The organism is Curtobacterium sp. AB7, assembly GCF_044909335.1.
In the GTDB taxonomy this organism is placed as follows: Bacteria; Actinomycetota; Actinomycetes; order Actinomycetales; family Microbacteriaceae; genus Curtobacterium.
Genome location: NZ_JBIYED010000001.1, coordinates 1,070,224 through 1,096,623 on the forward strand (window position 1 = coordinate 1,070,224; position 26,400 = coordinate 1,096,623).

The 26,400-nt window shown below is 71.5% G+C and carries 28 protein-coding genes; 16 read left to right on the top strand and 12 right to left on the bottom strand.

Annotated elements, in window-relative coordinates:
- Positions 1–3 precede the first annotated feature (3 nt).
- A complete protein-coding gene (locus tag ABH929_RS05305) occupies positions 4–1,317 on the bottom strand; it encodes an acyltransferase (RefSeq protein WP_404560397.1) in 1,314 nt (437 codons plus the stop codon).
- Between the two features lie 169 nt (positions 1,318–1,486).
- Here ABH929_RS05305 and ABH929_RS05310 point away from each other — a divergent pair, with 169 nt between their 5' ends.
- Together ABH929_RS05310 and ABH929_RS05315 are read left to right on the top strand one after the other, a co-directional pair.
- Positions 1,487–1,981, top strand: coding sequence for a Fur family transcriptional regulator (locus ABH929_RS05310; protein ID WP_404560398.1), 495 nt, complete (start codon positions 1,487–1,489; stop codon positions 1,979–1,981).
- Positions 1,982–2,031: 50 nt separating this feature from the next.
- Positions 2,032–3,561, top strand: coding sequence for a catalase (locus ABH929_RS05315; RefSeq protein WP_404560399.1), 1,530 nt, complete (start codon positions 2,032–2,034; stop codon positions 3,559–3,561).
- A 77-nt stretch (positions 3,562–3,638) separates the two neighbouring features.
- Here the strand turns inward: ABH929_RS05315 and ABH929_RS05320 are convergent, their stop codons facing one another.
- A complete protein-coding gene (locus ABH929_RS05320) occupies positions 3,639–4,205 on the bottom strand; it encodes a GNAT family N-acetyltransferase (RefSeq protein ID WP_194648518.1) in 567 nt (188 codons plus the stop codon).
- Positions 4,206–4,309: 104 nt separating this feature from the next.
- On the opposite strand from ABH929_RS05320, the gene ABH929_RS05325 reads away from it, so the two are divergent.
- The 6 genes from ABH929_RS05325 (at position 4,310) to ABH929_RS05350 (ending at position 9,092) form a co-directional block, all read left to right on the top strand.
- Positions 4,310–4,591, top strand: a complete 282-nt coding sequence (locus tag ABH929_RS05325; RefSeq protein ID WP_205463912.1) for a hypothetical protein — start codon at positions 4,310–4,312, stop codon at positions 4,589–4,591.
- Complete coding sequence (locus ABH929_RS05330; protein ID WP_404560400.1) at positions 4,592–5,200, top strand: hypothetical protein; 609 nt, start codon at positions 4,592–4,594, stop codon at positions 5,198–5,200.
- Positions 5,200–6,243, top strand: a complete 1,044-nt coding sequence (locus tag ABH929_RS05335; RefSeq protein ID WP_404560401.1) for a peptidoglycan-binding protein — start codon at positions 5,200–5,202, stop codon at positions 6,241–6,243. The genes ABH929_RS05330 and ABH929_RS05335 overlap by 1 nt, the downstream gene beginning before the upstream one ends.
- Positions 6,244–6,254: 11 nt before the next feature.
- On the top strand, positions 6,255–6,836 hold the full coding sequence (locus tag ABH929_RS05340) for an ATP-binding cassette domain-containing protein (protein ID WP_404560402.1): 582 nt from the start codon (positions 6,255–6,257) through the stop codon (positions 6,834–6,836).
- Positions 6,833–7,924: a hypothetical protein gene (locus tag ABH929_RS05345; protein WP_404560403.1), complete on the top strand. Its 1,092-nt coding sequence runs from the start codon at positions 6,833–6,835 to the stop codon at positions 7,922–7,924. The genes ABH929_RS05340 and ABH929_RS05345 overlap by 4 nt, the downstream gene beginning before the upstream one ends.
- A gap of 283 nt (positions 7,925–8,207) precedes the next feature.
- Positions 8,208–9,092, top strand: coding sequence for a VOC family protein (locus ABH929_RS05350; RefSeq protein ID WP_404560404.1), 885 nt, complete (start codon positions 8,208–8,210; stop codon positions 9,090–9,092).
- 105 nt (positions 9,093–9,197) lie between these two features.
- Here the strand turns inward: ABH929_RS05350 and ABH929_RS05355 are convergent, their stop codons facing one another.
- Entirely contained in the window at positions 9,198–9,983 is a 786-nt protein-coding gene (locus tag ABH929_RS05355) for an SDR family oxidoreductase (protein ID WP_404560405.1), read from the bottom strand.
- Between the two features lie 127 nt (positions 9,984–10,110).
- Here ABH929_RS05355 and ABH929_RS05360 point away from each other — a divergent pair, with 127 nt between their 5' ends.
- From ABH929_RS05360 to ABH929_RS05370, 3 genes are all read left to right on the top strand, one after another.
- On the top strand, positions 10,111–10,668 hold the full coding sequence (locus tag ABH929_RS05360) for a hypothetical protein (RefSeq protein ID WP_263092031.1): 558 nt from the start codon (positions 10,111–10,113) through the stop codon (positions 10,666–10,668).
- Entirely contained in the window at positions 10,665–11,285 is a 621-nt protein-coding gene (gene lepB / locus ABH929_RS05365; RefSeq protein ID WP_205463920.1) for a signal peptidase I, read from the top strand. The genes ABH929_RS05360 and lepB overlap by 4 nt, the downstream gene beginning before the upstream one ends.
- A gap of 76 nt (positions 11,286–11,361) precedes the next feature.
- Positions 11,362–12,174, top strand: coding sequence for a helix-turn-helix transcriptional regulator (locus ABH929_RS05370; protein WP_263092030.1), 813 nt, complete (start codon positions 11,362–11,364; stop codon positions 12,172–12,174).
- A 12-nt stretch (positions 12,175–12,186) separates the two neighbouring features.
- Here the strand turns inward: ABH929_RS05370 and ABH929_RS05375 are convergent, their stop codons facing one another.
- Positions 12,187–12,507 (bottom strand): hypothetical protein, encoded by a 321-nt coding sequence (locus ABH929_RS05375; protein ID WP_205463922.1) that lies wholly within the window; start codon positions 12,505–12,507, stop codon positions 12,187–12,189.
- A gap of 141 nt (positions 12,508–12,648) precedes the next feature.
- On the opposite strand from ABH929_RS05375, the gene ABH929_RS05380 reads away from it, so the two are divergent.
- Positions 12,649–13,854 carry a PP2C family protein-serine/threonine phosphatase gene (locus ABH929_RS05380; protein ID WP_404560406.1) on the top strand — a complete coding sequence of 402 codons (1,206 nt, stop codon included), beginning with the start codon at positions 12,649–12,651 and terminating at the stop codon, positions 13,852–13,854.
- A 246-nt stretch (positions 13,855–14,100) separates the two neighbouring features.
- Here the strand turns inward: ABH929_RS05380 and ABH929_RS05385 are convergent, their stop codons facing one another.
- Together ABH929_RS05385 and purD are read right to left on the bottom strand one after the other, a co-directional pair.
- A complete protein-coding gene (locus ABH929_RS05385; protein WP_404560407.1) occupies positions 14,101–14,970 on the bottom strand; it encodes a phosphoribosylaminoimidazolesuccinocarboxamide synthase in 870 nt (289 codons plus the stop codon).
- Positions 14,967–16,235 (bottom strand): phosphoribosylamine--glycine ligase, encoded by a 1,269-nt coding sequence (gene purD / locus ABH929_RS05390; protein ID WP_404560408.1) that lies wholly within the window; start codon positions 16,233–16,235, stop codon positions 14,967–14,969. Before purD ends, ABH929_RS05385 begins: the two co-directional genes overlap by 4 nt.
- A gap of 57 nt (positions 16,236–16,292) precedes the next feature.
- Here purD and ABH929_RS05395 point away from each other — a divergent pair, with 57 nt between their 5' ends.
- The gene (locus ABH929_RS05395; RefSeq protein WP_205463924.1) at positions 16,293–16,655 is read left to right on the top strand and encodes a sterol carrier family protein; all 363 of its coding nucleotides are present in this window, start codon (positions 16,293–16,295) and stop codon (positions 16,653–16,655) included.
- Positions 16,656–16,878: 223 nt separating this feature from the next.
- Here the strand turns inward: ABH929_RS05395 and ABH929_RS05400 are convergent, their stop codons facing one another.
- On the bottom strand, positions 16,879–19,410 hold the full coding sequence (locus ABH929_RS05400) for a LuxR C-terminal-related transcriptional regulator (protein ID WP_205463925.1): 2,532 nt from the start codon (positions 19,408–19,410) through the stop codon (positions 16,879–16,881).
- Between the two features lie 162 nt (positions 19,411–19,572).
- On the opposite strand from ABH929_RS05400, the gene ABH929_RS05405 reads away from it, so the two are divergent.
- Positions 19,573–19,968 (top strand): hypothetical protein, encoded by a 396-nt coding sequence (locus ABH929_RS05405; protein WP_111085569.1) that lies wholly within the window; start codon positions 19,573–19,575, stop codon positions 19,966–19,968.
- A gap of 84 nt (positions 19,969–20,052) precedes the next feature.
- Here the strand turns inward: ABH929_RS05405 and purF are convergent, their stop codons facing one another.
- On the bottom strand, positions 20,053–21,510 hold the full coding sequence (gene purF, locus ABH929_RS05410; RefSeq protein WP_263092025.1) for an amidophosphoribosyltransferase: 1,458 nt from the start codon (positions 21,508–21,510) through the stop codon (positions 20,053–20,055).
- A 73-nt stretch (positions 21,511–21,583) separates the two neighbouring features.
- Between purF and purM the strand changes: the two genes are divergently transcribed.
- Entirely contained in the window at positions 21,584–22,681 is a 1,098-nt protein-coding gene (gene purM, locus ABH929_RS05415; protein ID WP_263092024.1) for a phosphoribosylformylglycinamidine cyclo-ligase, read from the top strand.
- 517 nt (positions 22,682–23,198) lie between these two features.
- Here purM and ABH929_RS05420 read toward each other — a convergent pair.
- Positions 23,199–23,417, bottom strand: a complete 219-nt coding sequence (locus ABH929_RS05420; protein WP_263092023.1) for a DUF3073 domain-containing protein — start codon at positions 23,415–23,417, stop codon at positions 23,199–23,201.
- A 158-nt stretch (positions 23,418–23,575) separates the two neighbouring features.
- Here ABH929_RS05420 and ABH929_RS05425 point away from each other — a divergent pair, with 158 nt between their 5' ends.
- Positions 23,576–24,691 (top strand): NAD(P)-binding domain-containing protein, encoded by a 1,116-nt coding sequence (locus ABH929_RS05425; RefSeq protein ID WP_404560409.1) that lies wholly within the window; start codon positions 23,576–23,578, stop codon positions 24,689–24,691.
- Positions 24,692–24,792: 101 nt separating this feature from the next.
- Here the strand turns inward: ABH929_RS05425 and ABH929_RS05430 are convergent, their stop codons facing one another.
- From ABH929_RS05430 to ABH929_RS05440, 3 genes are all read right to left on the bottom strand, one after another.
- Entirely contained in the window at positions 24,793–25,233 is a 441-nt protein-coding gene (locus tag ABH929_RS05430; protein ID WP_404560410.1) for a DoxX family protein, read from the bottom strand.
- A gap of 109 nt (positions 25,234–25,342) precedes the next feature.
- Entirely contained in the window at positions 25,343–25,588 is a 246-nt protein-coding gene (locus ABH929_RS05435; RefSeq protein WP_123293659.1) for a DUF3072 domain-containing protein, read from the bottom strand.
- Between the two features lie 53 nt (positions 25,589–25,641).
- Positions 25,642–26,397 carry a hypothetical protein gene (locus ABH929_RS05440; RefSeq protein WP_263091653.1) on the bottom strand — a complete coding sequence of 252 codons (756 nt, stop codon included), beginning with the start codon at positions 26,395–26,397 and terminating at the stop codon, positions 25,642–25,644.
- Between the last annotated feature and the right edge of the window lie 3 nt (positions 26,398–26,400).

Here is a 26,400-nt window from a genome sequence, read left to right on the forward strand (position 1 = left end):
GGTTCAGATCCGGGTGACGCCCCGGGCCGGCGTGGTCCGCGAGAGCAACCACACCCCGATCGGCACGGCCACGGCGCCGACGACCGCGACCGCGAACGACAGGTGCAGCTGCATCACCAGGAACGCCGGACCGATCGTGCAGAGCGCAGCGACAGCGACGACCGGCCACGACGGGCGGTCGGCCGAGGGCAGCAGCCGGGGGAGTGGGCGGTCGAACCAGCGGAGTGCCCGAGCAACCCCGAGCGCGACGGCGAGCACCGCGACCAGCGCGATCAGCCGGGACACCCACCACCCGCCGGAGCCCGGCGTTGGGAACGGCACCCCGACCAGCAGGGCGATCCCGTTCAGTGCGATGAAGAGCGGCAGGTGCCACAGGTAGATGGTCATGCCGTCGCGGCCGAGAACGAACACGGCGCCGAGCGCAGCCCTGGTGCGCATCAGGCGGGTGAGCGGAGCGTGCACGAGCTGGACCAGGCAGGCCTGCGCGATCGCGAGGAACGCCAGCGGGAGCATCGGCGGGTTGAGGTCCTGCAGCATGTCCGGTGCCCACAAACCGACCGAGGTCATCGGGACGAGCAGGGCGTAGGCGGCGACGGCCACCGCGAGCAGGAGCGCCTTCGACCGCCGAGCGAACCAGCCGTCGGCCCAGAGGAACCCGAGCTGTTGCGCGAAGAGCCACACCGGCCCGAGGTTGAGCAGTCCGACCTCGGCGACCCCGGTGGCCAGGCGGACCGCGTCGACCGCTCCGGCGAGCACGAGCAACACGCCGAGGGTCGCCCAGGGCGCGCGCTCGTGGAACCGCATCATCAGCGGCACGCAGCACTGCGTGATGCCGTAGGCGGCGAGGAACCAGAGCGGTGAGCCGATGCCGAACGCGACCTCGGCGAGGAGGTCCGGCGGGGTGCCGGCGGCCGTGGCCACACCGAGCCCGAGCGCGAGGAAGAGGAACAGCGGAACCGCGGGCCGGAACAGGCGCACGAGGCGGGTGGCCAGGTAGTCGCGCGCGGGGCTCGGTGCACCGCGGGCGACGGTGCTGCGCCAGCCGGTCGCGCTCGCGAAGCCGCCGACCACGAAGAAGAGAGGCATCACCTGCCCGACCCAGGTGGCGGCGACGTACCACGGGAGCTCCTGCAGGGGGGTCGTCACCCGGACCCCCTGGTCGTCGGCGGCGACGCCGACCATCGTGACGTGCACGATGACGACGAGGACGACGCAGGCCGTCCGGATGAGGTCGACGACCAGGTCCCGCTTCGCGATGATCCCCCGGACGTCCGGTGCGCTGTTCGCCTGTTCAGGCAGACCTTGGTTCGTGGACATGTCCGGACGCTAGCGTGCGGAACGGTCGGTCCAGGGTCGTCCCAGCTGATCGCGACCGGATCGTGACACTTCGTATTCCGGCAGCGGCATGGGTCATCGCGCTGCCCGTCGGCAGAAGCTCGTGTACAGTGGCCACGTTGTCTTGATTCCTGCAAAAGAAAGGCTCAGCATGGACGCCGACGCCGATCTGCTCCGCACCTCGGGCCTCCGGGTCACGACGCCGCGACTCGCGGTGTTGCGGGCCACCGAATCGATGCCGCACGCCACCGCCGACGACATCGTCACGGCACTCACCGCGGAACTCCCGACGACCAGCCATCAAGCCGTCTACGGGGTCCTCGCCGCACTCACCGGTGTCGGGCTCGTCCGACGCATCGAGCCGGCCGGCAGCCCCGCGCGCTACGAGCGACGGACCGGGGACAACCACCACCACATCGTCTGCACGCTGTGCGGCGCGATCGAGGACGTCGACTGCGCCGTCGGACACTCGCCCTGCCTCACCCCGTCGGACGCGCACGGCTTCGCCGTCACCACCGCCGAGGTCACCTACTGGGGCATCTGCGAGCGCTGCGCCGCGGCCGAGCGCGACGACGTCGGCGATGACGCAGCCAGCGACGCAGGCGCACCCAGCGCAAGCGCGCCAGACGCCCCGCGCGTCCCCTGAACCACCCGAGCACCCCTGACCGAACCAACCGTTCCATCCAAGGAGGAACCGTGTCCGACCAGAACACGACGCCCGGCCAGCCGGCCGGCACCCCCACCACGACCACCAACTCCGGCGCTCCCGTCTCGAGCGACGAGCACTCGATGGGCGTCGGGGCCGACGGCCCCCTCGCGCTGCACGACCACTACCTGGTCGAGAAGCTCGCCCAGTTCAACCGCGAGCGCGTGCCGGAGCGCGTCGTCCACGCGAAGGGCGGCGGTGCCTTCGGCACCTTCACCGTCACGCACGACGTCAGCAAGTACACCCGTGCCGCGTTCCTGCAGCCGGGTCAGCAGACCGAGATGCTCACGCGCTTCTCGTCCGTCGCCGGTGAGCAGGGTTCGCCCGACACGTGGCGCGACCCCCGTGGTTTCGCGCTGAAGTTCTACACGTCCGAGGGCAACTACGACCTGGTCGGGAACAACACCCCGGTCTTCTTCATCCGCGACGGGATCAAGTTCCCCGACTTCATCCGCTCGCAGAAGCGCCTGCCCGGCTCGCACCTGCGCGACCACGACATGCAGTGGGACTTCTGGACCCTGTCGCCCGAGTCCGCGCACCAGGTCACCTGGCTGATGGGCGACCGCGGCCTGCCCGCGTCGTGGCGCGAGATGGACGGCTTCGGCTCGCACACCTACCAGTGGATCAACGCCTCGGGCGAACGCTTCTGGGTGAAGTACCACTTCCTGACCGAGCAGGGCCACAAGACCCTGACGCAGGAGGACGCCGACCGCATCGCCGGCGAGGACGCGGACTTCCACATCCGCGACCTGCACGCTGCGATCGAGCGTGGGGACTTCCCGCGCTGGACCCTCAAGGTGCAGGTCATGCCGTACGAGGACGCCGCGAGCTACCGCTTCAACCCGTTCGACCTGACGAAGGTGTGGCCGCACGCGGACTACCCGCTCATCGAGGTCGGCACGATGGAGCTCAACCGCAACCCGGAGAACTACTTCGCCGAGATCGAGCAGGCGACGTTCGCCCCGTCGAACTTCGTGCCCGGCATCGCCGCCAGCCCGGACAAGATGCTCCTCGCGCGCATCTTCAGCTACGCGGACGCCCACCGCTACCGCGTCGGCACCAACCACGCGCAGCTGCCGGTGAACGCCCCGAAGAACGAGGTGCACTCGTACTCGAAGGACGGCGCGATGCGCTTCGACTTCCAGAAGTCCGAGGTGCCCGTGTACGCCCCGAACTCGCTCGGCGGCGCACACGCCGACCCGACCGCGACCGACGACGTGCCCGGTTGGGAGTCGGACGGTGCGCTGCAGCGCTCCGCCGCGACCCTCCACCCCGAGGACGACGACTTCGGCCAGGCCGGCACGATGGTCCGCGAGGTCCTCGACGACGCCGCCCGCGAGCGCCTGGTCGGCAACATCGCCGGTCACGTCTCGAAGGTGACGCGCGACGACCTGCGCGAGCGGGTGTTCGCGTACTGGACGAACGTCGACGCCGACCTCGGTGCGCGCGTGCGCGCCGCGGTCGTGCCGAGCGCGCCGGGTTCGAACGAGGATCCGGAGACGGTTGCGGTCGAGGCGTAAGCCCCGCTCCACCACCTGACGGACGGGAGGCACGGTGCCAGCTGGCACCGTGCCTCCCGTCCGTTCGTGGTCTGGTCCTAGACCTCTTGGCCGTTCAGCCAGATCGGGCCGGCTGGCCAGTCCTCGAGCGCTGCGGCCACCGGCCGCACCATCCAGCCACCCTGCTCCGTGTTCGTGATGCCGGCGCCCTCGGCGGTGAACGCCGAGAAGGTGCCGACGACCTCGGGGAACTCGTGCCAGCCGAGCTTCGCGTAGAAGGGGATGCGGTTCTCTCCCGCGCCGAGGAAGCCGTACGGCACCGCGAGCCCGTCGAGCACGGCGTGTGTGCGCTCCATGAGCTCCCGGCCCCTGCCTGATCCCTGCAGTCGCGGCGACACGGCGACGAGGCCGGTGTCGCCGACCAGGACATCGCGCCCACCCACCGTGATGAACATGCGGCGGATCCCGACGTGTGCCAGGACGACGCCGTCCTGGTCGCGGGCGAGGACCCGGCGCTCGGGTTGCATGCCGGACCAGCTGCGGCCGCCCACGTACCAGTGGGACCAGTCCGGGAACGCCTGCGCGAGCAGTGCTGCGATCGCTTCGTGGTCCGGGAGCGAGAGGGAGCTCTCCTCGACCACCTCCCACCGGATGTCATCAGTCACGCGTCCATCCTGCACGGATGTCGAGGAAGCCGTTGCATCCTTGTACTGACCGGTAATACGTTAACGGTGACATCGGGGCGGTGTCGCAACGAAAGGGGAGATCGATGTCGATCAAGAACGTCGTGCTGGGTGCGGTCGTGCTGGGGAGTGTCGTGGGCGGTGGGATCGCGGTCGATACCGCGACGGCGCCGGAGGCGAGTGCTGCGTGCTACGGGTCTGTCACCTGGACGAAGGGAAAGAACAACTCGTGTGGCAACGGCGCGCGACACTGGAACGCGATCAGGAACGCGCCGTCGAAGTACGGAAAGTGGGTCGGCAGGGGAGCGATCTCACAGCAGACCGCTTGCTGGGCCAACGCTGTCTCCTACGGGATGACGGCGCGGTAGATGCGCCGTCCGCTCGGCGGCCGTGGCGCAGTGAGCGTCATGGCCGCCGCAGTTCTCCTCTTGTCAGGATGCACCCCCGCTGTGGAAGCCACGAAGCCGTCGGATGCGCACCTTGCGATGGCCGGGCCGTGGGCCGAAGAGTTCCGAGCTGCGCTCGATGACGGTGTTTCGGACTTCGAGTTCAAGGTCCTCGCTGACGGTGAGGTGACCACTGCGGAGCTCGAGGCTGCGCACGAGCGCGTGGGCCGGTGCCTCGCGGACTCCGGACTGCGGATCGACTACGACCCGGACGGTGGATTCGGCCTCGAATCACTCGATGGACGCTATCCCGACGGCTTCTTCGAGCGCTCGGACCCGATCCTCCGAAAATGCGAGGAAACCGCCGACGAGTACGTGACGTACCTCTACGAAGAGACGCGGCGGAACCCCGACCGACTCGATGATGCGAAGATCACCGTTCCGTGTCTGCGGAAGGCCGGCCTCGTCGGACCTGACTACACCGAGGAACAGTGGCGGAAGGACCAGGACGCCGACGCCTTCCCGTTCGACTCGATGGGCGAGCAGGCGAAGCAGTGCGCCCTTGATCCGCTCGGGCTCTGGCGGCAGTGATGCGCTTCCCGTCTGCCGCACTCCTGGCGCTCGGGGCGATGGTGGTCGCGGCGGCGACGGCCGCCGCCATCGTGGTCACGGTGCCGGCCGAGGCGCCGGCTGCACTCCGGACGGCGGCCCCCGCGAGCACCGTCCGGGTGACCGAGCGCACCGATGCCGATGAACGACAGGTGCAGCTCGCCCTCGACACCGGCGCCCCACGGGCGGTCGTGACGTCGCGGACCGGCACGGTGACGACGTCGACGTGCTCGACCGGGGCACCAGTGCGGAGCGGGGACGTCCTCGCGCGGGTCGACGGGCGGCCGGTGATCGCGCTCGCCAGTGACGAGCCGCTGTGGCGCGACCTCGAGCTCGGCGACCGCGGGGCCGACGTCAGGGGGTTGCAGCGGGAACTCACGCGCCTCGGTGCCAGGCTGAGCGTCGACGGCGTCCTCGGCCCGGGCACGCTCCACGCTGCGCACCAGTTCCTGGTCGACCGAGGCGTCGACCGCGACGACCTGCCCGACGGCGTCGTGCCGCGGGACCCGTTCGCATGGGTGCCAGCCGCCGAGAACACCGTCCTGGCGTGCGTGGCCGTCGTCGGTGCAGCAGTCGGCGCCGACGGTGTCCTCGTCGAACTCCCGGCCGAACTCCGCGGTGCGCGCATCGAGGCGCTCCCGGTCGATCCGGCGCCGGGGGAGCGCGTGCTGCGGATCGGGAACGCCGACGTCCCGACCGACGCCGCCGGCCTGGTCTCGTCGCCGACGGCTCTCGCCGCGATCACCGCCCTGCCGGAGTACGCGGCGACGGTCGCTTCGGCCGACGGCACACCGACCGTGGCCGCGACGTGGACGCTCAGTCGCCCGCGGACCGTCCAGGTGGTGCCACCGACCGCCCTCTGGGACCTCGAGGGTGACCGGGCGTGCCTGCAACCGACGACGGGGCGGTCGCTCCGGGTCGAGGTCCTCGGGTCGGAACTCGGGCAGTCGTTCGTCCGGGTGCCCGGCGGACGAACGCTCGACCGGATCCGTGCCGCGCCGGACCGGTCCAGCTCGTGTCGGTGACGCTCGAGGGCGTGGGGCACGTCTGGCCGAACGGCACCGTGCTGTTCGACCGCGTCGACCGCACCTTCGCCGAGGGGAGCGTGACCGCGGTCGTCGGGCCGAGCGGTTCCGGCAAGTCGACACTGCTCGCGATCCTCGCCGGGATGCTCCGTCCGACGCGCGGTGCCGCCGTCCGTCCGCCGGGCTGTCGGCCGCTCTGGGTCTTCCAGAACCCGTACGGGGTGGCCCGCCGCCGCGTGCTCGACCACGTCGCGCTGCCGTTCGTCGCCGAGGGCGCGGATCGTCGGACCGCGGACGTCCGGGCGCTCGAGGTCCTCGAGCGCTTCGGGCTCGGCTCGCGGGCGCACGCACGGTTCGCCGAGCTTTCCGGTGGCGAGGCGCAACGCCTGATGCTCGCGCGCGCGATCGCGAGTGCGCCGGGTCTGATGCTGGTCGACGAGCCGACGGCGCAACTCGACCGGGCGACCGCGATCGAGGTGAACCGTGGGATCGGTGCGCTCGCCGCGTCGGGGACGGTCGTCGTCGTCGCCACGCACGACGACGCGACCCGTGACGCCTGCGACGGAGTGCTCGACCTCGGGCGGTACCGATGAGCCCCCGCCGGATGCAGGTGACCGAGGTCTGGCGAGAGGCGTGGCGCGACATCGCCTCCGGAGCGTCGTGGGCAGCCACGGCCGCTGTCGTGCTCGCGGTGCTGCTCAGCGGTGTCGTGGGCATGCGTGCCGCAGCGGTCGCCGATGACGTCCGAGCGGCTGCGGAGTTCGTCGCGAGCGGTGCGGCGACGACCGTCCAGCGGGCCGAGGGTCGGATCGACGGCCGCGTGTGCGATGCCCTCGCGGACACCGAGGGGGTCATCGCGTCCGGTGCGTTCCGGCGCGTCGATGACGGGGTCGTCCCCGCTGCGCTCCCGGGTTCGGCGATCCCGACCTACGAGGTGACCGCCGGTGTGGGTGGTCTGCTCGGCGGCTCGGCAGCCGACGGAGCCGCGGGCGTGATCGTCTCGCCCGCGGTGCACGAGATGCTGGGTCTTGCTGCCGGCGATCGCCTCGTGACGGTGGGCGGCGCGGACACCGGAGTCGCCGGTGTGTACGACCACCCCGACGACGGCCGGGACCCTGACCTGGAGTACGCGGTCCTCGCGCCGACGGTGGACGACGGGTCGCCGTTCGACGCCTGCTGGGCGACGGTGTGGCCGCAGCGCGACGACACGGTCTCGATGATCCGGCGCACCGTCATGCCGGCGAGCGGGGCCGAGGGCGAAGACCGACCGACCGCTGCGCAGCTCAACCCGACCCTGGGCGCGGTCTTCACCCCCGCAGTGCGGCAACCAGTGCTCGTCCCGTTCGGTGCAGCCGCCCTCGTCGGGCTGACGATCGGCGCGGCAGCGGTCGCACGGCGCCGGCTCGCCCTGGCCTCCGACCGGCACGTCGGGGTACCGCGGAGCGCGCAGGTCCTCGGAATCGTCCTGCAGCACCTGGTCTGGGGATGGGTCGGGGCGGTGGTCGCGACGAGCGTCGCGGTGGTGTCGGTTCGTGGCCTCGACGTCGACGACGCGCTGCCGATCGTGCACGAGGCGATCGCGATCGCGTCCCTCGGGCTCGTGGGCGCGCTGCTCGGCGGGGCGCTCGCCGCGGCCGCGATCCGCGAGCGCGCGCTGCACCGCTACTTCCGCTCCCGCTGACCGCAGCTGGCGAGGCGGAGGCGCACCGGGCCTCCCGTCCGCTGCGCGACCCGTCTGCCACGCGACGCGTCCGCTGCGCGACCCGTCTGCCACGCGACGCGTCCGCTGCGCGACGCGTCCGCTGCGCGACCCGTCCGCCAAAGCGACAGATCGCCGCGAACTGTTCACGGCGATCTGTCGCTTTGGCGCACGTCGCACCGGCGTTGCATAGATCTGTCGCTCTGGCGCAGCCGACCACGCCCATTTGGTTGACGCGTCAACCAAATGGGCGCACACTGGTGCCATGCACACGCAGGACCTCCTCGCCGCCGACACCGGCATGGGTGCCGTCACCCTCCGAGTCGCGAACCTCGACCGGATGATCGGCTACTACCGCGACGGCGTCCAGCTCTCGCTGCTCTCGAACGAGGGCGGCGTCGCCGTGCTGGGGCGACCGGGCGCCGGGGGTCTGGCGATCCCGATCGTGATCCTCGAGCACGCGCCGTCGATGCAGCACGCCGGCCCGCACGATGCCGGCCTGTTCCACACCGCGATCCTGTTCGACACGAGGGCCGACCTGGCTGCCGCGCTGTACTCGGTCGCGACGAAGTTCCCGCAGACCTTCACCGGCAGCGCCGACCACCTGGTCAGCAACGCGTTCTACTTCACCGACCCCGAGGGCAACGGTGTCGAGCTGTACTGGGACCGCGACCGCACCGAGTGGTCGTGGACGCACGGCATGGTCGACATGGACACGAAGTACGTCGACCCGAACGCGTTCCTGCAGGAGCACCTGACGGCCGACGCGGTGGAGTCCGCGCCGAACGCGCCGGGCCGGGTCGGTCACGTGCACCTGTCGGTCGGCGACGTCGCCAGCGCGAAGGACTTCTACGTCGACAAGCTCGGCTTCGCGACGACGGCCGGGTGGGGTGAGGCCCTGTTCGTCAGCGCCGGCGGGTACCACCACCACATGGCGATGAACACCTGGAACTCCCGTGGGGCCGGGCGTCGCCAGCTCGCGCTCGGGCTGGGGCTCGTGCGGATCGAGGTCCCCGGGTCGGACGACCTCGGTGCCCTGGTCGCACGCATGCGCGACACCGGGGTGCAGACCGCCGACGACGGGCGGACGGTCGCGTTCGAGGACCCGTGGGCGAACCGCATCGAGGTGACTGCGCCCGGTCGCGGCTGAGCCTGCGGGCGGCCGAGACTCGGGCTGACCGACTGTTCTCGCGCCCGAAGCCACGAGAAGTGTCGCTGCCACCGAGACTCGGCGCCGACGGCCCCGCCGCGCGGGTCACGCGCGGTTCGAGATCCCGCCGTCCGACGTCAGCAGCTGCCCGTTCACCCAGCGGCCCTGCTCCGAGCAGAGGAACCCGACGAGTGCAGCGGTGTCCGACGGTCGTCCGAGTCGGCCGAGCGGCGTGCCCTCGACCGCCCAGCGCTTGACGTCGTCGGACATCCACCCGGTGTCGTTCGGGCCGGGGTTCACCACGTTGGCGCTGACGCCGAGGCTGCCGAGCTCCTTCGCGGCGCCGAACACGATGCGGTCGAGCGCACCCTTCGAGGCCCCGTACGGCAGGTTGTACGCGATGTGGTCGCTCGTCAGTGCGACGATCCGCCGACGGTCGCGTGGTGCGGCGTCGCCGGCGTGCTCGAGTGCGGCCGCGTACGCCTGCACGAGCAGGAACGGCGCGCGGGCGTTGACGGCGAAGTGCCGGTCCCACGACTCGACGGTCGTGGTCCGGAAGTCCGAGTCCACCGATTCGCAGTGCGACATCACCAGCGCGATGACGGGCGCGCCCGCCTCCGTCTCGGCACGGCCGACCAGTGCGGCAGCCTGTTCCGGGTCCTCCAGGTCGACCGGGAGGCGCGTCACGCGTGCACCCACCGACTCGCACTCCTGCACGACGGATTCGACCCCGTCGGGATCCGCCCCACCGCTCACGCGGTCGTCGTACGGGCCCCACCACGAGATGGCCAGGTCCCAGCCGTCGGTCGCCAGACGGGTGGCGAGCGCCGCGCCGATGCCGGCTCTGCGGCCCACGCCGGTCACCAGGGCGAGTGGTCGTGCGGACGTCATACGGGCCTCCTGTCCGGTGCGCCGTCGCACCGATCGCCACCCAGTCTGCCGGAACCGGCCACGCGCGTGGCCATCGCACTCGGTGTCCTGTCGGCGAGGACCGGCACGCGAGGGCCAAGATGGACGGATGCCACGCACACGACCACCGCTCGGACGCGGACCCCGCGGCGGTCGTCCGGACCCGCGCGACCTGCCGATCGAGCACGTCCGCGACCGGATGTCGTCCTACATCTACGGCAACATCACGGTGCTCGCCGCCGCGATCGCCGTCGACCCGGCCGCGATCCACCACGGTTCAGCGATCTGGGCCGTCCTGGCGACCGCGGTCCTGACCTACCTGGCGCACGTGCTCGCGCACCTGGTGGCGCACGGCCTCGGCGACGACTCCCAGACCGACGACGCCCGACGCGAGTCGGTCGTGACGATCATGCGGAACGCGAACCCGATCGCGACGTCCGGACTCATCCCCGCGGTCCTGTACGCGGTGGCGTGGATCGGGTGGATCCCGACGGGGTGGGCGCAGACGGCGGCCCTGGTCATCCTGGTCGTGCGCATCGGGATGGTCGGCGTCTTCATGCAGCGGTTCAGCGGCAAGCGGCCCACGTTCCTCGGGCTCTGGGGTGGCATCGTGCTGGCCGCCGTGGCGTTCGTGATCGGTCTCGTGAAGGTGGTGTTGACGCATTGAGTGCCACCGAGTCCGAGCCGAAGCCGAAGCGGGCCGGCTGGAAGTTCCTCCGCGACCTCGTCGTCATCGTCGTCGTGGCGCTGCTGGCGTCGTTCCTGGTGAAGGCCTACCTGGTCCGGTCCTTCTACATCCCGTCCGCGTCGATGGAGAACACGCTGCTCATCGGCGACCGCGTGCTCGTCAACGAACTCGTCCCCGGCGCCGTCCCACTGCAGCGCGGTGACGTCGTCGTGTTCCAGGACCCGGGTGGCTGGCTCGGCACCGGGCAGGGCGACGACCTGATCAAGCGCGTGATCGGCCTGCCCGGCGACACCGTGTCGTGCTGCGGCACCGATGGTCGGCTGTCGGTGAACGGCCACCCGGTCGACGAACCGTACGTGGTGCCCGAGATCGGGTCGGACCGGGTCTCCGGCACCGACTTCGACATCACCGTGCCGAAGGGGCGCATCTGGGTGATGGGCGACAACCGGTACAACTCGGCGGACTCCCGCGTGCACGGCACGGTGCCGGTCGACGACGTGGTCGGTCGTGCGTTCATCACCACGTGGCCGGTCTCACGGTGGACGGTGCTCTCGCGGTACGCCGACGAGTGGGACCAAGTGCCGGACCCGTCCTGACGTCGGTCGCGCTCGGTGCGGTAGCGTTCCAGTTCGCGCGCCGGACCGGCCGGTGCCGAGCGGACCGGAGGCGCGTGTGGCGGCCTCCGAGACCGCGTTCGACTACCAGGTCGGCGGCGACGACGAGCTCTCGATCCGCCGCATCGGTACACACGGTCCGCAGTCCGGCACCATCGGGCCGCGTCCGGAGCACGTGGTGTTCTGGCTGACGGACGGCCGAGCCCGAGTGACCTCGGACAGCGGCGGATCCTGGGACGTCGGTGCTGAACGCCCGATGATGCTGTCCGCGCCGGTGGCCTACGGGTTCGACACCGACGCCACCGCCATGACCCTGATGCACCTGTCCCCGGCACTGCTCGGCGACAGCGGCGGGCGGACCGAGTTCCGGCAACCCGACGCCGCCGACCCCCGGATCGAGCCCCTCCGAGCACTGCTCCGCGACGTCACCGGGCGGGTCCTCGACCCCGCGCTGCCGGCCGACGAGCGGGCCGCCCTGAACCGACGCATCGCGACGGTCGTGCTGTCGACGTTCTCGCCGGCGCGGTCCGACGTCGAGCACCGGATGCGTCGCGCGATCCGCTTCGTGCACGACCAGGCCGACCGGCGGCTCTCGGTGGCCGACATCGCGGACTCGTGCGGCCTGAGCGAGCGCGGTGTGCAGGACCTCTTCCGCCGGCGGCTCGCGGTGACACCGATGCAGTACCTGCGCGAAGTCCGGCTCGACCGGGTCCACCTCGAACTCGGCCGATCGCGTTCGGGCGCGCTGCTGGTGAGCGACGTCGCCCGGCGTTGGCGGTTCACACACCTCGGGCGCTTCGCTGCCCACTACCGCGCACGCTTCGGCGAGCAGCCGCACGAGACGATCGCTCGGGGTCCCGGCGCGGTCTGAACCGACCCGCGCTCAGCAGCCAGTCGTCGTCAGGGTGACCGTCGCGACGGCGTCGTTCGTCACCGTGGTCGTCTGCGGGCACAGCGAGCCCGCGCGGACGGTCACCTTGCCGAGCGGAACGCCCGCGAAGTCCGCGGTGCCACCGGGGAACACCCGCTGGTGCTCGGAGAGCTTGCCCGTCGACGCGAACACCTTGACCTCGTAGGGGCGGTCGGCGGCGTTGTCCGACACGGTGACCGAGACCTGCCCGGTCGAGTCGTGGGCACCGCACCCCGCGAGCGTCACCAGGGCCACCGCGGCGAGGGCGACGGCGGGCAGGACACGGCGGGACACGCGTCCAGGGTAGTCCGGTGCCGGGTCGCGCCGGACCAGGGTCGGCCGCCGAGCGCTCGGCGAGCCTGCCCCGCGGACTGGGGTGGTGGGTCCTCCGTAGTGGGGACAGGACCTGTCCGGTTGGCGCGTTAGCGTGGGTGCATGCACTCGGAGACAGCGACGACCGTCCCAGTCACCGGCGCGCCCGACGCCGTGCGCCGAGCAGCGCTGCTCGCCGCACTCGACGTCGTCGAGGGTGGCGCCGAAGAGCGCTTCGACCGGATCACCCGCATCGCGCGTGAAGCCCTCGGTGTCTCCGGCTCCTTCCTGAACCTGGCGGGTGAGACCTCGCTGACCATCAAGTCCCAGCAGAGCGACAGCCACTTCGGACCGGTCATCCCGCTGCAGGACACCTTCTGCGGGCGCACCTTGGGGGAGCGCGGCCCCGTTCTCGTGCCGGACGCGCGCACCGACGCCCGCTACTCCGACATGCCGATGGTCGTCGGCGACCCGAACGTCCGCTTCTACGCCGGGGTCCCGCTGCGGCTCGGCGACGACGACGTCAAAGTCGGCACGCTCTGCCTCATCGATCCGGAACCGCGGACCCTCGACGCCGACGAGGTCGCCCTGCTCCAGGAACTCGGTGTGTGGGCCGAGCGGGAACTGGCCGCCGGCGCCGACGAGGACCGCCTGCGGTCCGTGCTCGCGGGGCTCGAACCCGGCACGGTCGACGTGCCCGGCTACCGGATCGCGGGCCTGTCGGTCCCGCACGGCGTCGTGTCCGGCGACTTCCACGACTGGCACCGTTCCGGCGACGACGCCGTGCACCTGACCGTGGCGGACGTCATGGGCAAGGGCATGTCGGCCGGGCTGCTCGCCGCGAACATCCGCGGTGCACTGCTCGCCCGCGGCGACCTCGCACCCGACGTCGCCGTCGCCGAGCTCGAGGCGCAGGTCGCACCCGACCTCAGTCGCGCCGAGTCGTTCGCGACGATGTTCCACAGCCGGCTCACGCCCTCGACCGGCCGGATCGACTTCACCGACGCCGGACACGGGCTCGTCCTGCAGCTCCGCGACGACGGCGCCGAGCGGATCCTGCGGTCGTCCGACCTGCCGATCGGGCTGCACCCCGCGGGCATCGAACGTGCCTCCGGCTCGCTCGTCATGCGTCCGGGTGACGTGATCATCGTGGTCAGCGACGGCGCCCTCGAGCTGTGGGACTCCACGCTCGCGTCGCTGTCGCAGCTCGGCGCGCTCTACCGCGGGTCGCCGGACATCGCGACGTTCCTGCAGCGCGTGCGGTCGCGCGCGGTCGATCACGACCCGGGCGACGACCTGACCGTCGTCGTGGTCGCGCGCGACGTCTGACGAGTCGTCGGCGCACCGTGCGCCGTGCGCTGATCGTCGGTCGGTCGGTCGGTCGGGACTGGTCGCTCTTCGACTGGTCACGACGTGCCGTCGGCGCGCCGCCGGGCGGTCACGAACGGTCGGGCGCCGGGGGTCTGAACGACGGCTTGTGACCGGTCGCCGGATGTGAGCGGGGTGTCGTGACCGGTCGGGGCCCGCTCGGGGCCCGCTCGGGGCACGCAGCGGCAGGCCCGCAGCAGGAACCAGCTAGGCGCCGAGGCGCTCGATGAGCTCGGCGTACCGCGCGGCGGTGCGGGACACGATCGCCTCGGGCAGCACCGGGGGCGTGCCCTGGCGGTCCCAGTGGGCGCTGAGCCAGTCGCGCACGATCTGCTTGTCGAAGGAGTCCGTCCGACCGTCGGCCCGGGCGTCCCAGTACCGGCTCGAGTCGCTGGTCAGGACCTCGTCCGCGATCCGGATCCGGCCGTCGGCGTCCTGCCCGAACTCGAACTTGGTGTCCGCGATCACGACGTCGCGCTCGAGGGCGATCGCGGCTGCCTCGGTGTACACGTGCAGCGACAGGTCGCGCAGGGTCGCCGCGACCTCGGCGCCGACCAGGTCGACGGTCTGCTCGTACGAGATGTTCTCGTCGTGCTCACCCTGCGGTGCCTTGTAGGCAGGGGTGTAGATCGGCTCGGGCAACCGGTCGCCGTCGGACAGCCCCTGGGGCAGGGCGACGCCGCAGACGCTGCCGGTCTGCTGGTACTCGGCCCAGCCGCTGCCCACCAGGTACCCGCGCACCACGCACTCGACGGGGAACATCTCGAGCGGCATGACGTGCATCGACCGCGACTCGACCTCGGCCGGCACGGGCGTGCCACCGGACGCCGGGCCGATGATGTGGTTCGGCACGTCGCTCAGCTGGGTGAACCAGAAGCGCGACAGGCGGGTGAGCAGCTCGCCCTTGCCCGGGATCGGTGGCTCGAGTGCGAAGTCGTAGGCGCTGACCCGGTCGGACGCCACGAGCAGCAGCTCGGACGCACTCTGGATGTCGGCGGTACCGGCCGGCACGTAGAGCTCGCGGACCTTGCCCGACGAGACGTGCTCCCAGCCCTCGATCACGGGCGCGGCGCTCATCGGGTGACCTTCGCAGCGATGTCGGTGCGGTACTGCGCGCCCTGCAGGGTGATGTCGCCGAGGCCCGCGTAGGCGCGCTCCCGGGCCTGGGCGAAGTCGGACCCGGTCGCGACGACGCTGAGCACGCGACCGCCGGTGGCGACGAGCGTGTCGTCGAGCACCCCGGTGGCGGCGTGTGCGACGGAGACACCGTCGCGGGCGTTCGCGGCGTCGATGCCGGTGATCGGACGGCCGGTCTGCGGGTTCTCCGGGTAGCCCTCGCTCGCGAGCACGACCGTGACCGCCGCATCCGGACGGAACGAGGGTGCCAGGGTGCCCCCGAGCTGGCCCGTCGCGGCGGCGAGCAGCAGCCCGCTCAGCGGCGTCGCCAGGCGGGGGAGGACGACCTGGGTCTCCGGGTCACCGAAGCGTGCGTTGAACTCGATGACCCGGACGCCCTGCTCGGTGACGATGAGCCCGCAGTAGAGCAGCCCGACGAACGGGGTGCCCTCGTGCTCGAGGCGACGGACGGTGGGCAGCGCGACCAGCTCGGTGACCTCGTCGACGAAGGCCTGTTCGGACGCCCAACGATCGGCCAGCCACGGCAGGGGCGAGTACGCGCCCATGCCGCCGGTGTTCGGCCCGAGGTCGCCGTCGGCCAGGCGCTTGTAGTCCTGTGCGGGGCTGAGCGGGCGGACGTCGTGGCCGTCGCTCAGGAAGAACAGCGAGACCTCTTCGCCGTCGAGGAACTCCTCGACCACGACGTGCCCGTGCTGCAGCCAGTAGGTGGCGTGGTCGATCGCGGCCTGACGGTCCTCGGTCACGAGGACGCCCTTGCCCGCGGCCAGCCCGTCGGCCTTCACGACGTACGGTGCGCCGAGCTCGTCGATCGCGGCGACGGCCTCTTCAGCCGTGCCCGCGTACACCGGGCGACCGGTGGGGACGTTCGCCTCGGACATGATGCGCTTCGCGAAGGCCTTCGAGCCCTCGAGCTGCGCGGCGGCCTTGCCCGGCCCGAAGACCGGGATGCCCCGGGTGCGGACGGGGTCGGCCACACCGGCGATGAGCGGTGCCTCGGGCCCGACGACGACCAGTTCGACGCCGTTCTCGATCGCGTACTCGGCGACGAGTGCGCCGTTGGTGGGGTCGAGGGAGACGGTCTCGACGTCGGCGGCGATGCCGGCGTTGCCGGGCGCGGCCGTGATGACGTGGCCCGCCTGTTCAGCGAGGAGGGCCGTGATGATCGCGTGCTCGCGGGCACCGGAACCGAGGACGAGGATTCGCACCCGATCACCCTACCGATCAGGACTCGCCCCCCGCGAGGCGACGGCTAGCCTGTGGAGATGCCACCCAGGAGGATCGAGGACGCCGCCGGCCGTGCCGCGCTGACCGCGGTGCAGCAGGGCGACACGGCACGGGCGACCATCGCGACGGCCGTCCGGTGGACCCTGCAGCGCCTCGCCGACGACGTCCCGGGCAACAGCGTCGAGGTCCGGGTGCCGCCGTTCGCCGCGGTCCAGGCCGTCCCCGGCCCGCGCCACACCCGTGGCACGCCGCCGAACGTGGTCGAGACGGACGCCACGACCTGGCTCGCGCTCGCGACCGCGGAGCTGACCTGGGACGAGGCCGTCACGCAGTCACGCGTCAGCGCTTCCGGCTCGCGTGCGGACCTGACGGCGTTCCTGCCGGTGCGGGTCACGCCGTAGTCGCGTCGAGGAACTCCCTAGGCGGACGAACCGAATTAGGTAGTCCCTACCGATGCGGGCGCATGCACTGCGAACCTACGCTTGAAGTCGCCGGGATTCGGACCCGACCCGAACGGGTCCGAACCCGGCGACAGGGACCAAGGTACGCGATGTTCCACACAACGTGTCAACCGCCGCGGCGCGTCGTGCTGCAATGCGCAACGTTCTTGCGTCTGGAGCGGACTCAGAACAGGCCGGCGAGCTCCGACCGCGCGTGCAGGTCCCACTTGCCGAACACCCGCGACAGGTGCGCGTCGATGGTCCGCGTCGAGAGCCCGAGCTCCTCGCCGATCAGTCGGTTGCTCAACCCCTGCGCCGCGAGCTCGGCGACCTGGTACTCGCGGTTCGTGAGCGGTGGTTTCGGCCGGCCGGCCGTGACCGCCATCCCGTGCGACGCGAGCACCCCCTGCGCCGCGATCACCCGCGTCCGGTCGCGTGCGGTCAGGGCGTCGGCGTACTCGACGATCGCCGCGGCGAGCGGACCGTCGACCCGAGCGGCGGCCTCGCGCATCCGACCGAGTGAGGTACCGGTCTCGCGTCCGTTCATCATGTCCATCGCGTAGTGCAGCGTCTGGGCGTACATGACGTGCGTCCACCCACCGCTGGCCGTCCCGCGGTCGATGATGTCGTCGGCGTGCCGGAGCCCCGCCGGGTTGCCGAGCACCGCCTCGGTCCAGGCGATCGTCACCGCGACCTGCTCCCCGGTGATCCGCATGGCCCGCTTCGGTGTGGCCCTCGCCCGGTCGAGCGCACGTGTCGCGTCCTCGGTGCGACCGGCGTAGGCGTACGCCATCGCGAGCCGCGCCCACGGGTAGGCCGCGAAGCCACCGTGGTCCGCGACGTCGTACCGTTCGCAGGCGGCCGAGAACGCCGCGATCGCGTCGTCCCAGCGCCGTTGGCCGATGGCGAGGTTGCCGTCCCCGATGAGCTCGAGGGTGAAGTCGTACTTCAGGTACGGGTTGGACCGTCGGACGGGCACCTCGGTCAGCAGATCGGCCAGGTCGCCCCGCCAGACCTGCACCTGGTGCAGCACGGACACGATCTCACCGACGCTCCACGGTGCGTCCTCGAGGTGCTCGGTCGCGGTGGCCAGCGCCCGGCGACCGAGGGCCGAGGCGTCGTCGAGCCGGCCGGCCGTGGCGAGCGCCATGATCGCGCAGGGGGCGACGCAGAGGAACGCGAACGGGATGGTCGGCGCGTGCACGATGCCGCTGCGCTCGAGCTCGGCCCGGACCTCGTCGAACCGCCCGCCCCAGCCGAGGTGCGCGAGGCGCAGCAGCCGGAGCCGTTCGACCGCCTCGCCGGACACCAGCCTGCTGGCGACGTCGGTGAGCGCGACCGCCGCCAGCACGTCGTCGTCGTGGAACTGCCGGATGTTGGCGAGGATCTCGCAGGCCTCGACCACGAGGGTGTCGTCCACCGTGCCGGGGTCCGCGCGGGCGACCGCCCAGGCGGCCTCGGCGTCGGCACGACCGGCCTCACGCCCGTCGCTGTACGAGTACGCGAGCGACCGCAGGCAGCGCGCGGCGACCTGCTCGTTCGGGTGCAGCGTCCGCCGGAGTGCTGCGGATGCCAGGGCGATCGCGCTCTCGTGCTCCTGCAGCCGCACCGCGACCTGCGCCGCGTCGAGCAGCTGCTCGACCGGGGGCACGACACCGCAGTCGAGCGCCCAGAGTGCCGACCGCAACCGCGCGGCGGGCGGGGCGCCCTCGGGACTGTCGGCGCGGAAGGCGTTCGCGCGGGCGAAGAGTGCCGTGCGGCGGGCCACCGGTACCAGGCCGCGGATCACCTCGCCGACGAGCGGGTGCTGCGGACGGGCCACCGCGGCACCGTCGTCGAGTGAGTCGATCCGGACCAGCCCGAGTGCGACCACGCGGTCGACGTCGCCGCCGCTGACCAGGCCGAGCAGCCGCGCGAGCGGGATCGGGTCGGCCAGCGCAACGATGTCGACGACGTCGCGCAGGTCCTCCGGCAGCGAGCCGAGTTCCGTCCGGTACATGTCGGCGAGGCTGTTCGACGCCGTCACCCGGCCGCGCCAGTACCACCCGGACGCGGTGTGCTCGAGGGCACCCGAGGTGCGGGCGGCGCGGACGACCTCGCGCAGGTAGAGCGGGTTGCCGGCGGTCGCGCGGTGCACCCGCTCGGCCGAGGCGTTCTCGAGCTGCGACCCGAGCGCCTCGGCCACCAGGGCCGACGTCTCGCGCAGGGTGAGCGGCTCGAGGTCGATGCGCTCGAGCAGGTCGTCCTGCCACAGGGCGCGGAGCGGTTCCGGCAGCGCGGTGAAGTCACGGCAGGTCAGGACGAGCCGCGCACCCTGGTGTCGGACGAGCCACGCCACGTACCGGGCGGAGATCGCGTCGAGGTGGTCGGCGTCGTCGACGCGCAGCAGGACGTCGCGGTCCGCCAGGTCGGCGATGGCCCGGAGGCGCTGCTCGGCCCCGGCGTCGTCGGACAGTTCGGACAGGGTCGCCGGCAGCTCGCCGAAGCGGTCCGAGATCGCCCCGAAGGGCATCGACCGCCCGGAGGCGACGGCGGTGATGGGCACCACGACCGTGCGCCCGGTGGCGTCCCGTCCGGCGACGCGGTCGGTGACGCGGGCCGCGACGGTGCTCTTGCCGAGACCCGGGGCGCCGACGAGCGCGACGCTCCACTGGTGCTCCGCGACGACGGACACGGCACGGTCCTCTTCGTGGCGTTGCATCACGGGCCAGGTCACGCGCGCCGGGGTGCTCGGGGTGCGACCTCGCCCCCGTACGGTCCGTTCTCGCATCCGTGTCACCTCCAGCCCTTGGGATACCAACGCGTACGGATCATCCTCTCCTGGATCGGACTGCGCGGACAGGCCGGGAGACGTCCCACAGTGGGGGACAATGGGTGGGTGAGCAACACCGATCGACCCGACGACCAGCCGGTCCCGGCCCCTGCGCCGAACGCCGTCTCCACCTCTGACGAGGTCACGATCCGTCGTGCCCCGAAGTTCGGGGTGTTCATCGTCGGCGGTGCGGTGCTCGGGTTCATCGCGACCCTGATCGTCGTCTCGCTCACCATGAACCTCGGTGGCCAGCAGGAGGAGTCGAGCTTCGGCAGCCTGGTGGGCTACTTCAGCCTGTGGGGCGTGACGATCGGCGCCTTCGTCGGCGCGGTCGTCGCCGTCGTGTTCGACCGGGTCTTCGCCCGGCGAGCGGCCCGCCTGACGGCGGAGCGTGTCGAGGTCGAGCTGCCGCCCGAGACGGTCGACGGCGAGATCGACGAGCACGGCGACCAGCGGCCGTAGCCGCGACCGTCTTCGGACAGGAGGCCCGGTGCCAGCTGGCACCGGGCCTCCTGTCCGTCTGGTGGTCGCGATCGCGACCCCCACTCAGCTGAGCTGGTTCGCCTCGACCCAGGACAGGTACTCCGGGCTCACGGTGCCCGTGACGTAGTCGCCCGTGAAGCAGCTCATCTCGAGGTCGGTCACGTCGGAGCCCTCGATGATGGCGTCCCGCATGTCGCCGATCTCCTGGTAGATCAGGTGGTCGCTGCCGAGCACGCGGTTGATCTCCGGGATCTTCCGGTCGTGCGCGATGAGCTCGTCGCGCGTCGGCATGTTGATGCCGTAGACGTGCGGGAACCGCACCGGCGGAGCGGCACTCGTGAAGGTGACCTCGTTCGCACCGGCGGCGCGGGCCATCTCCACGATCTCCTTGCTCGTCGTGCCGCGCACGATCGAGTCGTCGACGATCAGGATGTTCTTGCCCTTGAACTCCGACGACATCGCGTTGAGCTTCTGCCGGACGGACCGCTTGCGTTCCGCCTGGCCCGGCATGATGAAGGTCCGGCCGACGTAACGGTTCTTGTAGAAGCCCTCGCGGTACTCGATGCCGAGCTTCTGGGCGACCTGCATCGCGGCCGGTCGGGACGAGTCCGGGATCGGCATCACGACGTCGATGTCACCGGTCGGCGCGTACTGCTCGATGGTGTCCGCCAGCCGGTTGCCGAGGCGCAGGCGGGCGTCGTAGACCGAGATGCCGTTCATCACCGAGTCGGGACGGGCCAGGTACACGTACTCGAACGAGCACGGCACGAGCCGCGGGTTCTTCGCGCACTGCCGGGCGTGCATCTGCCCGTTCATCTCGATGAAGATCGCCTCGCCCGGGGCGACGTCGCGCACGATCTCGTAGCCGCCGGACTCGAGCACCAGTGACTCGCTCGCGACGACCCACTCGGGCTGGCCGGCCTCGTCGAACTTGTGCCCGAGGATGAGCGGCCGGATGCCGAACGGGTCGCGGAACGCCAGCAGCCCGTGGCCGGCGATCGTGGCGATCGTGGCGTAGGAGCCCTCGACCCGCTCGTGCACGCGCTCGACGGCGTCGAAGACCTGCCCGGGGTCGAGGTCCGTACCGCGGACCTGCCCCTGCAGCTCGTGCGCCAGCACGTTCACCAGGAGCTCGGTGTCCGACGTGGTGTTGAGGTGTCGACGGTCGATGTCGAACAGTTCACGCGTCAGTTCCCGCGTGTTGGTGAGGTTGCCGTTGTGGACGAGGACGATGCCGTAGGGCGCGTTCACGTAGAACGGCTGCGCTTCCTCCTCGTTGCTCGCTGCGCCCTTGGTGGCGTAGCGCACGTGGCCGAGGCCCATGGTGCCGAGGAGGGCGCGCATGTCACGGGTGCGGAACGACTCCCGCACGTGGCCGCGGGTCTTGTGCATGTGGTGCACGTGACCCTCGACCGTGGCGATGCCCGTCGAGTCCTGCCCGCGGTGCTGCAGGAGGAGCAGTGCGTCGTAGATGGATTGGTTGGCGGGGCCCTGTGCAACGAGGCCGACGATGCCGCACATTCGCGGGTGTGCTCCAGACCGTAGAATCGGGGGGTACCGAACAAGTCTGCCATGTCACCGCGAAGGACTCCGCATGCCCAACCCGTACGCCGAAGCCGGAGTGGACACCGCTGCCGGTGACCTGGCCGTCGAACTCATGAAGTCCGCAGTCGCGGCGACGCACGACAGCCACGTGCTGGGCGGCGTGGGCGGCTTCGCCGGACTCTACGACGTGTCGTTCCTGAAGGACTTCTCACACCCGTTGCTCGCGACCTCGACCGACGGCGTCGGCACCAAGGTCGCCATCGCCCAGGCGATCGACAAGCACGACACCATCGGGCAGGACCTGGTCGGCATGGTCGTCGACGACATCGTCGTGGTCGGTGCGAAGCCGCTGTTCATGACCGACTACATCGCCTGCGGGCGCGTCGTCCCGAACCGCATCGCCGACATCGTCGCCGGGATCGCCCGCGGCTGCTCGGCGACGGGCACCGCGCTGGTCGGTGGCGAGACCGCCGAGCACCCCGGGCTGCTCGGCCCGGACGACTACGACGTGGCCGGTGCCGCGACGGGTGTCGTCGAGGCCGGTTCGCAGCTCGGTGCCCACCTGGTGCAGGACGGCGACGTCGTGCTCGCGATCGAGTCGTCGGGTCTGCACTCGAACGGGTACTCGCTCGTCCGGCACATCCTGGCGTCGCGCGGGGTCGGGTACACCGACCAGCTGGCCGAGTTCGGCGGCGTCTCGGTCGGCGAAGCCCTGCTCGAGCCCACCCGCCTGTACACGACGCCGCTGCTGGAGCTGCTCGAACAGCACCCGGGCGCCGTGCACTCCCTGTCGCACGTGACCGGTGGCGGCATCGCGGCCAACCTGGCGCGTGTGCTGCCCGTCGGCTCGTGGATCGAGGTCGACCGCTCGACCTGGCAGCCGCTCCCCGTCTTCCGCGTGCTCGCCGACATGGCCGGCACGCCGATCGAGGACACCGAGAGCACCTGGAACCTCGGCATCGGCATGTTCGCCGTGGTGTCCGCCAGCGCCGCGGTGGACGTCATCGAGTCGCTCGGCGTCGCCGGGATGCCCGCGTGGCCCGTCGGCACGATCGCCACGTCGGCCCGCGACCTGACCGGGTTCGAGCAGGGCGCCAAGGGTGTCGACGGCGGTGCCGTCCGGCTCGTCGGGAGCTACGCCGGCTGACCCTGGGGCTGACCCTGCCCGGCTCGGCCGTGCCGTGCGGTGCCGTGCTGTGCTGCGCCGTGCCGTGCCGTGCTGCGTGCGGTGCCGTGCCGTGCCGTGCTGCGTGCGGTGCCGTGCCGTGCCGTGCTGCGTGCGGTGAGTGGTCACGAACCGTCGTTCGGCAGGCCTGCAACCGACGGTTCTCGACCGCTCGGCAGCTTGTGCGCGGGGAGTCGTGACCACTCGAGGCGGGGACCCGGGCGCGGTTCCGGGGCGTGGGGCCCTGGGTCGCGGGTCCGCGGGTCCGCGGGTCCGCGGGTCCGTACATCCGGTGCGTATCGTGCTTGCGACTCGCCGTAGTGCGTGCGGCGAGTGGTCGCGAACCGTCGCCTGACGGGCCTGCAACCGACGGGTCTTGACCAGTCGACATGGTGCACACGGTGAGTGGTGACCACCCGAGGGGTGTCTGGGAGCCACGTGTCCGGGCACGCAGAAACGCCGCGCTGCCCGGAGGCGCGCGGCGTGACGGCTGTGCAGGTCAGGCGGACTTGTTCTGGTCCGCTTCGGTCTCGAACTCGTCGGCCTCGTCTGCCGCTTCAGGACCGTACTGGTCCGCCCAGCGGTCGACGAGATCGTCATCGGAGTGTTGTCCGGCGGAGAGCTCCTGCTCGAGTGCACCGTAGTTCGTCTGCGGGCTGAAGTACTTCAGCTCACGGGCGACCTTGGTGTGCTTCGCCTTTTGACGGCCGCGCCCCATGCGTGACCCCCTCGTTCGGCTCTGGTCCGGTCCTGGCGAATGACGGAAGATCACTCGGGGAACCAGACGGTTCGTGGTTTGAAATCTGCCGATCACTCTACCATGTACCTCGATCTGGACGTCGCCGCGACGGCTCCGTGCACAGGAGAATCGAAGTGATGACCGAACCCCTCGAGAGCCCAGCCGACCAGTCCGCCCGTGTCGTCGTCATCGGTGCGGGGCAGGCCGGACTGTCGGTGGGATACCACCTGCGCCGCCTGGGGCTCGTGCCCGGCACCGACCTGGTGCTGCTCGATCGTGCCCCGAGCACGGGTGGCGCCTGGCAGTTCCGATGGGAGGCCCTGCGGCTGGGCGCGGCGCACCGCGTGCACGACCTGCCGGGGATGCGGGCGATGGGGCTGCAGTTCGACGACGCCGATCGGTCACGACCCGCCCGGGACGTCGTGGGGGAGTACTACCGGCGGTTCGAGCAGCACTACGACCTGCGGGTCCGGCGTCCGGTCGCGGTGCCGTCGGTCTCGCGCTCCGCGGACGGCCGACTGTGCGTCACGACCCGTTCCGCGGACGGCACCGAGACCCGGATCCGTGCCGACGTCGTGGTGAACGCATCGGGCACGTGGGGCACGCCGTTCGTGCCGTGGTACCCGGGTCGAGGCGCGTTCCGCGGACGACAGCTCGACACGACCGAGTACCGCAGCGCCGCGGAGTTCGCCCGGCAGGACGTCGTCGTGGTCGGCGGCGGGACGAGTGCCATCGGTTTCCTGCTCGAACTCGACGGTGTCGCGCGGTCCACCCACTGGTTCACCCGACGGCCGATGGTGTGGGCGGACTCGTCGTCACTCGACCTCGAGTCGGCGGTCGGAGCGGTCGACGAGCAGGACCGGGCCGCCCGTGCCGGCGAGGTGCTCCCGAGCATCGTGAGCGGCACGGGCGTGCCGGTCTCGCGGCGGATCCGGGCAGGCATCGACCGCGGGGTCCTGCGCGACCAACCGATGTTCACGCGGATGGACGAGACCGGCGTGGTGACCGCCGACGGCACGCACGTGCACGCCGACGCGGTGCTCTGGGCGACCGGGTTCCGGGCCGACCTGCGGCATCTCGCTCCGCTGCACCTGCGGACCACGGCCGGCGGGGTCGTCGTGGCGGACGGCCGCTCGGTCGACGAGCCGCGGTTGTTCCTGGCGGGCTACGGGCCGCAGGCCTCGACGATCGGGGCGAACCGGGCCGGACGGCTCATCGCCCGCCAGGTGATGGACGTGCTCGCCGCCGCGTGAGTCGCTCCGCCTGGTGCGAGGTTGACCTCCCGGTGCGAGGTTCTTTCGGCGCACCGAGTGATCAACCTCGCACCAGGGGGCGCAGGGCGGCGCAGGGTGGGTCAGGCGGGGAGGGGCTCCTGCACGCCACGACGGCGACGGGACGCCGCCAGGAACACCGCGTCGAGCGAGAACCGCCCCGGGCCGGTCAGCGCCACGACGAGCGAGGCGACCGCCAGGACGAGCACGTACTCGAAGCCGCCGTCCTGCGAGTAGAAGCCCGACGACGCATGGGCGAGCAGGCCCGCGACGACCATGTCGACGGCGAGCAGGACGCCCACGACGCGGGTCGCGACGCCGAGCACGAGCAGCACACCGCCGACGAGTTCGAGGCCGGCGACCAGGGGTGCGGCGACGTCGGCGAGCGGAACGCCCATGCCGGAGAAGCCCTGGGCGACGTTCGGGATGCCCTGGGCGAACTTCTGCGCGCCGTGGGCGATGAACACCACCCCGAGGACGATGCGGAGCGCGGTCAGGCCGATGGAGGTCGATGTCGTTCGCATGGCCACGAAACTAACCGGTGACACGTCATCGATCCCCCTCGTCCGGGGGTCTGCCCGGACATCACCAGAACATGCCCAGGCTGGGGTCCGCCGAAGGGCGGACCCGCTCTCAGGAACCCGTGGTGTCCGTGCCGCGGCCGGTCTGCTGCTGCAGGCGGTCGATGTGCTCCGAGGCCTCGGCCTTGGTCAGGTCGGCGGAGAGCTCCTCGCCGGCTTCGCGGGCCAGGGTGTCGAGGTAACTGCGCTGTGGTCCGGTCATCGGCTCGTCACCGGTGACCCACTGCTCGGGGTCCTTGCTCGCGTCGGTCGACGGGTCCGGACGGGCGCCGCCGAGGGTCTCTTCTGCATCACTCATGCCGAGGACGCTACGCCGCACCTCCGACGCACCCCGCAGGCGCGTGTCCCCCGTCAGACCGGCATGGCCGAGTACCGCACCAGGTCCGGGCCGACCGCACTCGTGGCGATCGGCACGGTCCGTCCCTCGCGCCGGACCCAGATCGTCGCGGCCTGCTCGTCGATCCGCTCGACCTCGTGCAGCGAGCCGTCGAGCAGCACGGTCGCGGACACCACGACCCGGCCACTCGACGGCCGCGGGGGCAGACCGGGGACGTCGTCGTCGTACGCCGCGTACTCGCCGGGCTGCAGGAACGGGGACACCGGAGCGGTCACCACCTCGAAGCCCTCGTCGACCTCGGCGACCGCCACGAGCCGCACCGCCTGGTCCGTCGGCAGGGGGACGTCGACCACCCAGGGCGCCTCGGAACCGGCCAGTGCGCGGAAGGCGGGCCGACCGTCGGGGGCGAGCCGTGCCTCCAGGCCGTCGATCCGCACCCGTCCGCGACCGCGCGAATCGGCGTAGAGACCCGGCTCGATGCCGGACTGCCGCGCCTCGAGCCGGGTGATGACCACGCGGTCCGGGCGGTACCAGTCGCGCAGCGTCGACGGGTCGACCCAGCCGACGCTGGGGACGCCGCGCGACAGCGCTGCCGACTCGTCGGCGGCGCGCTCGTCGAGCGCACCGAGGGGGTGTTCGCCGCGCACGGCGACGAGTCCTTCGTGGCGGCTGCCCGCGACGGGCTCGTGGTCCAGCACCTCGACGCGCTTCGACACCTTGCCGCCGTGGCCGTCGAACGTGGCGAACGTCCGCAGGTCGGTGATCGTCATGAC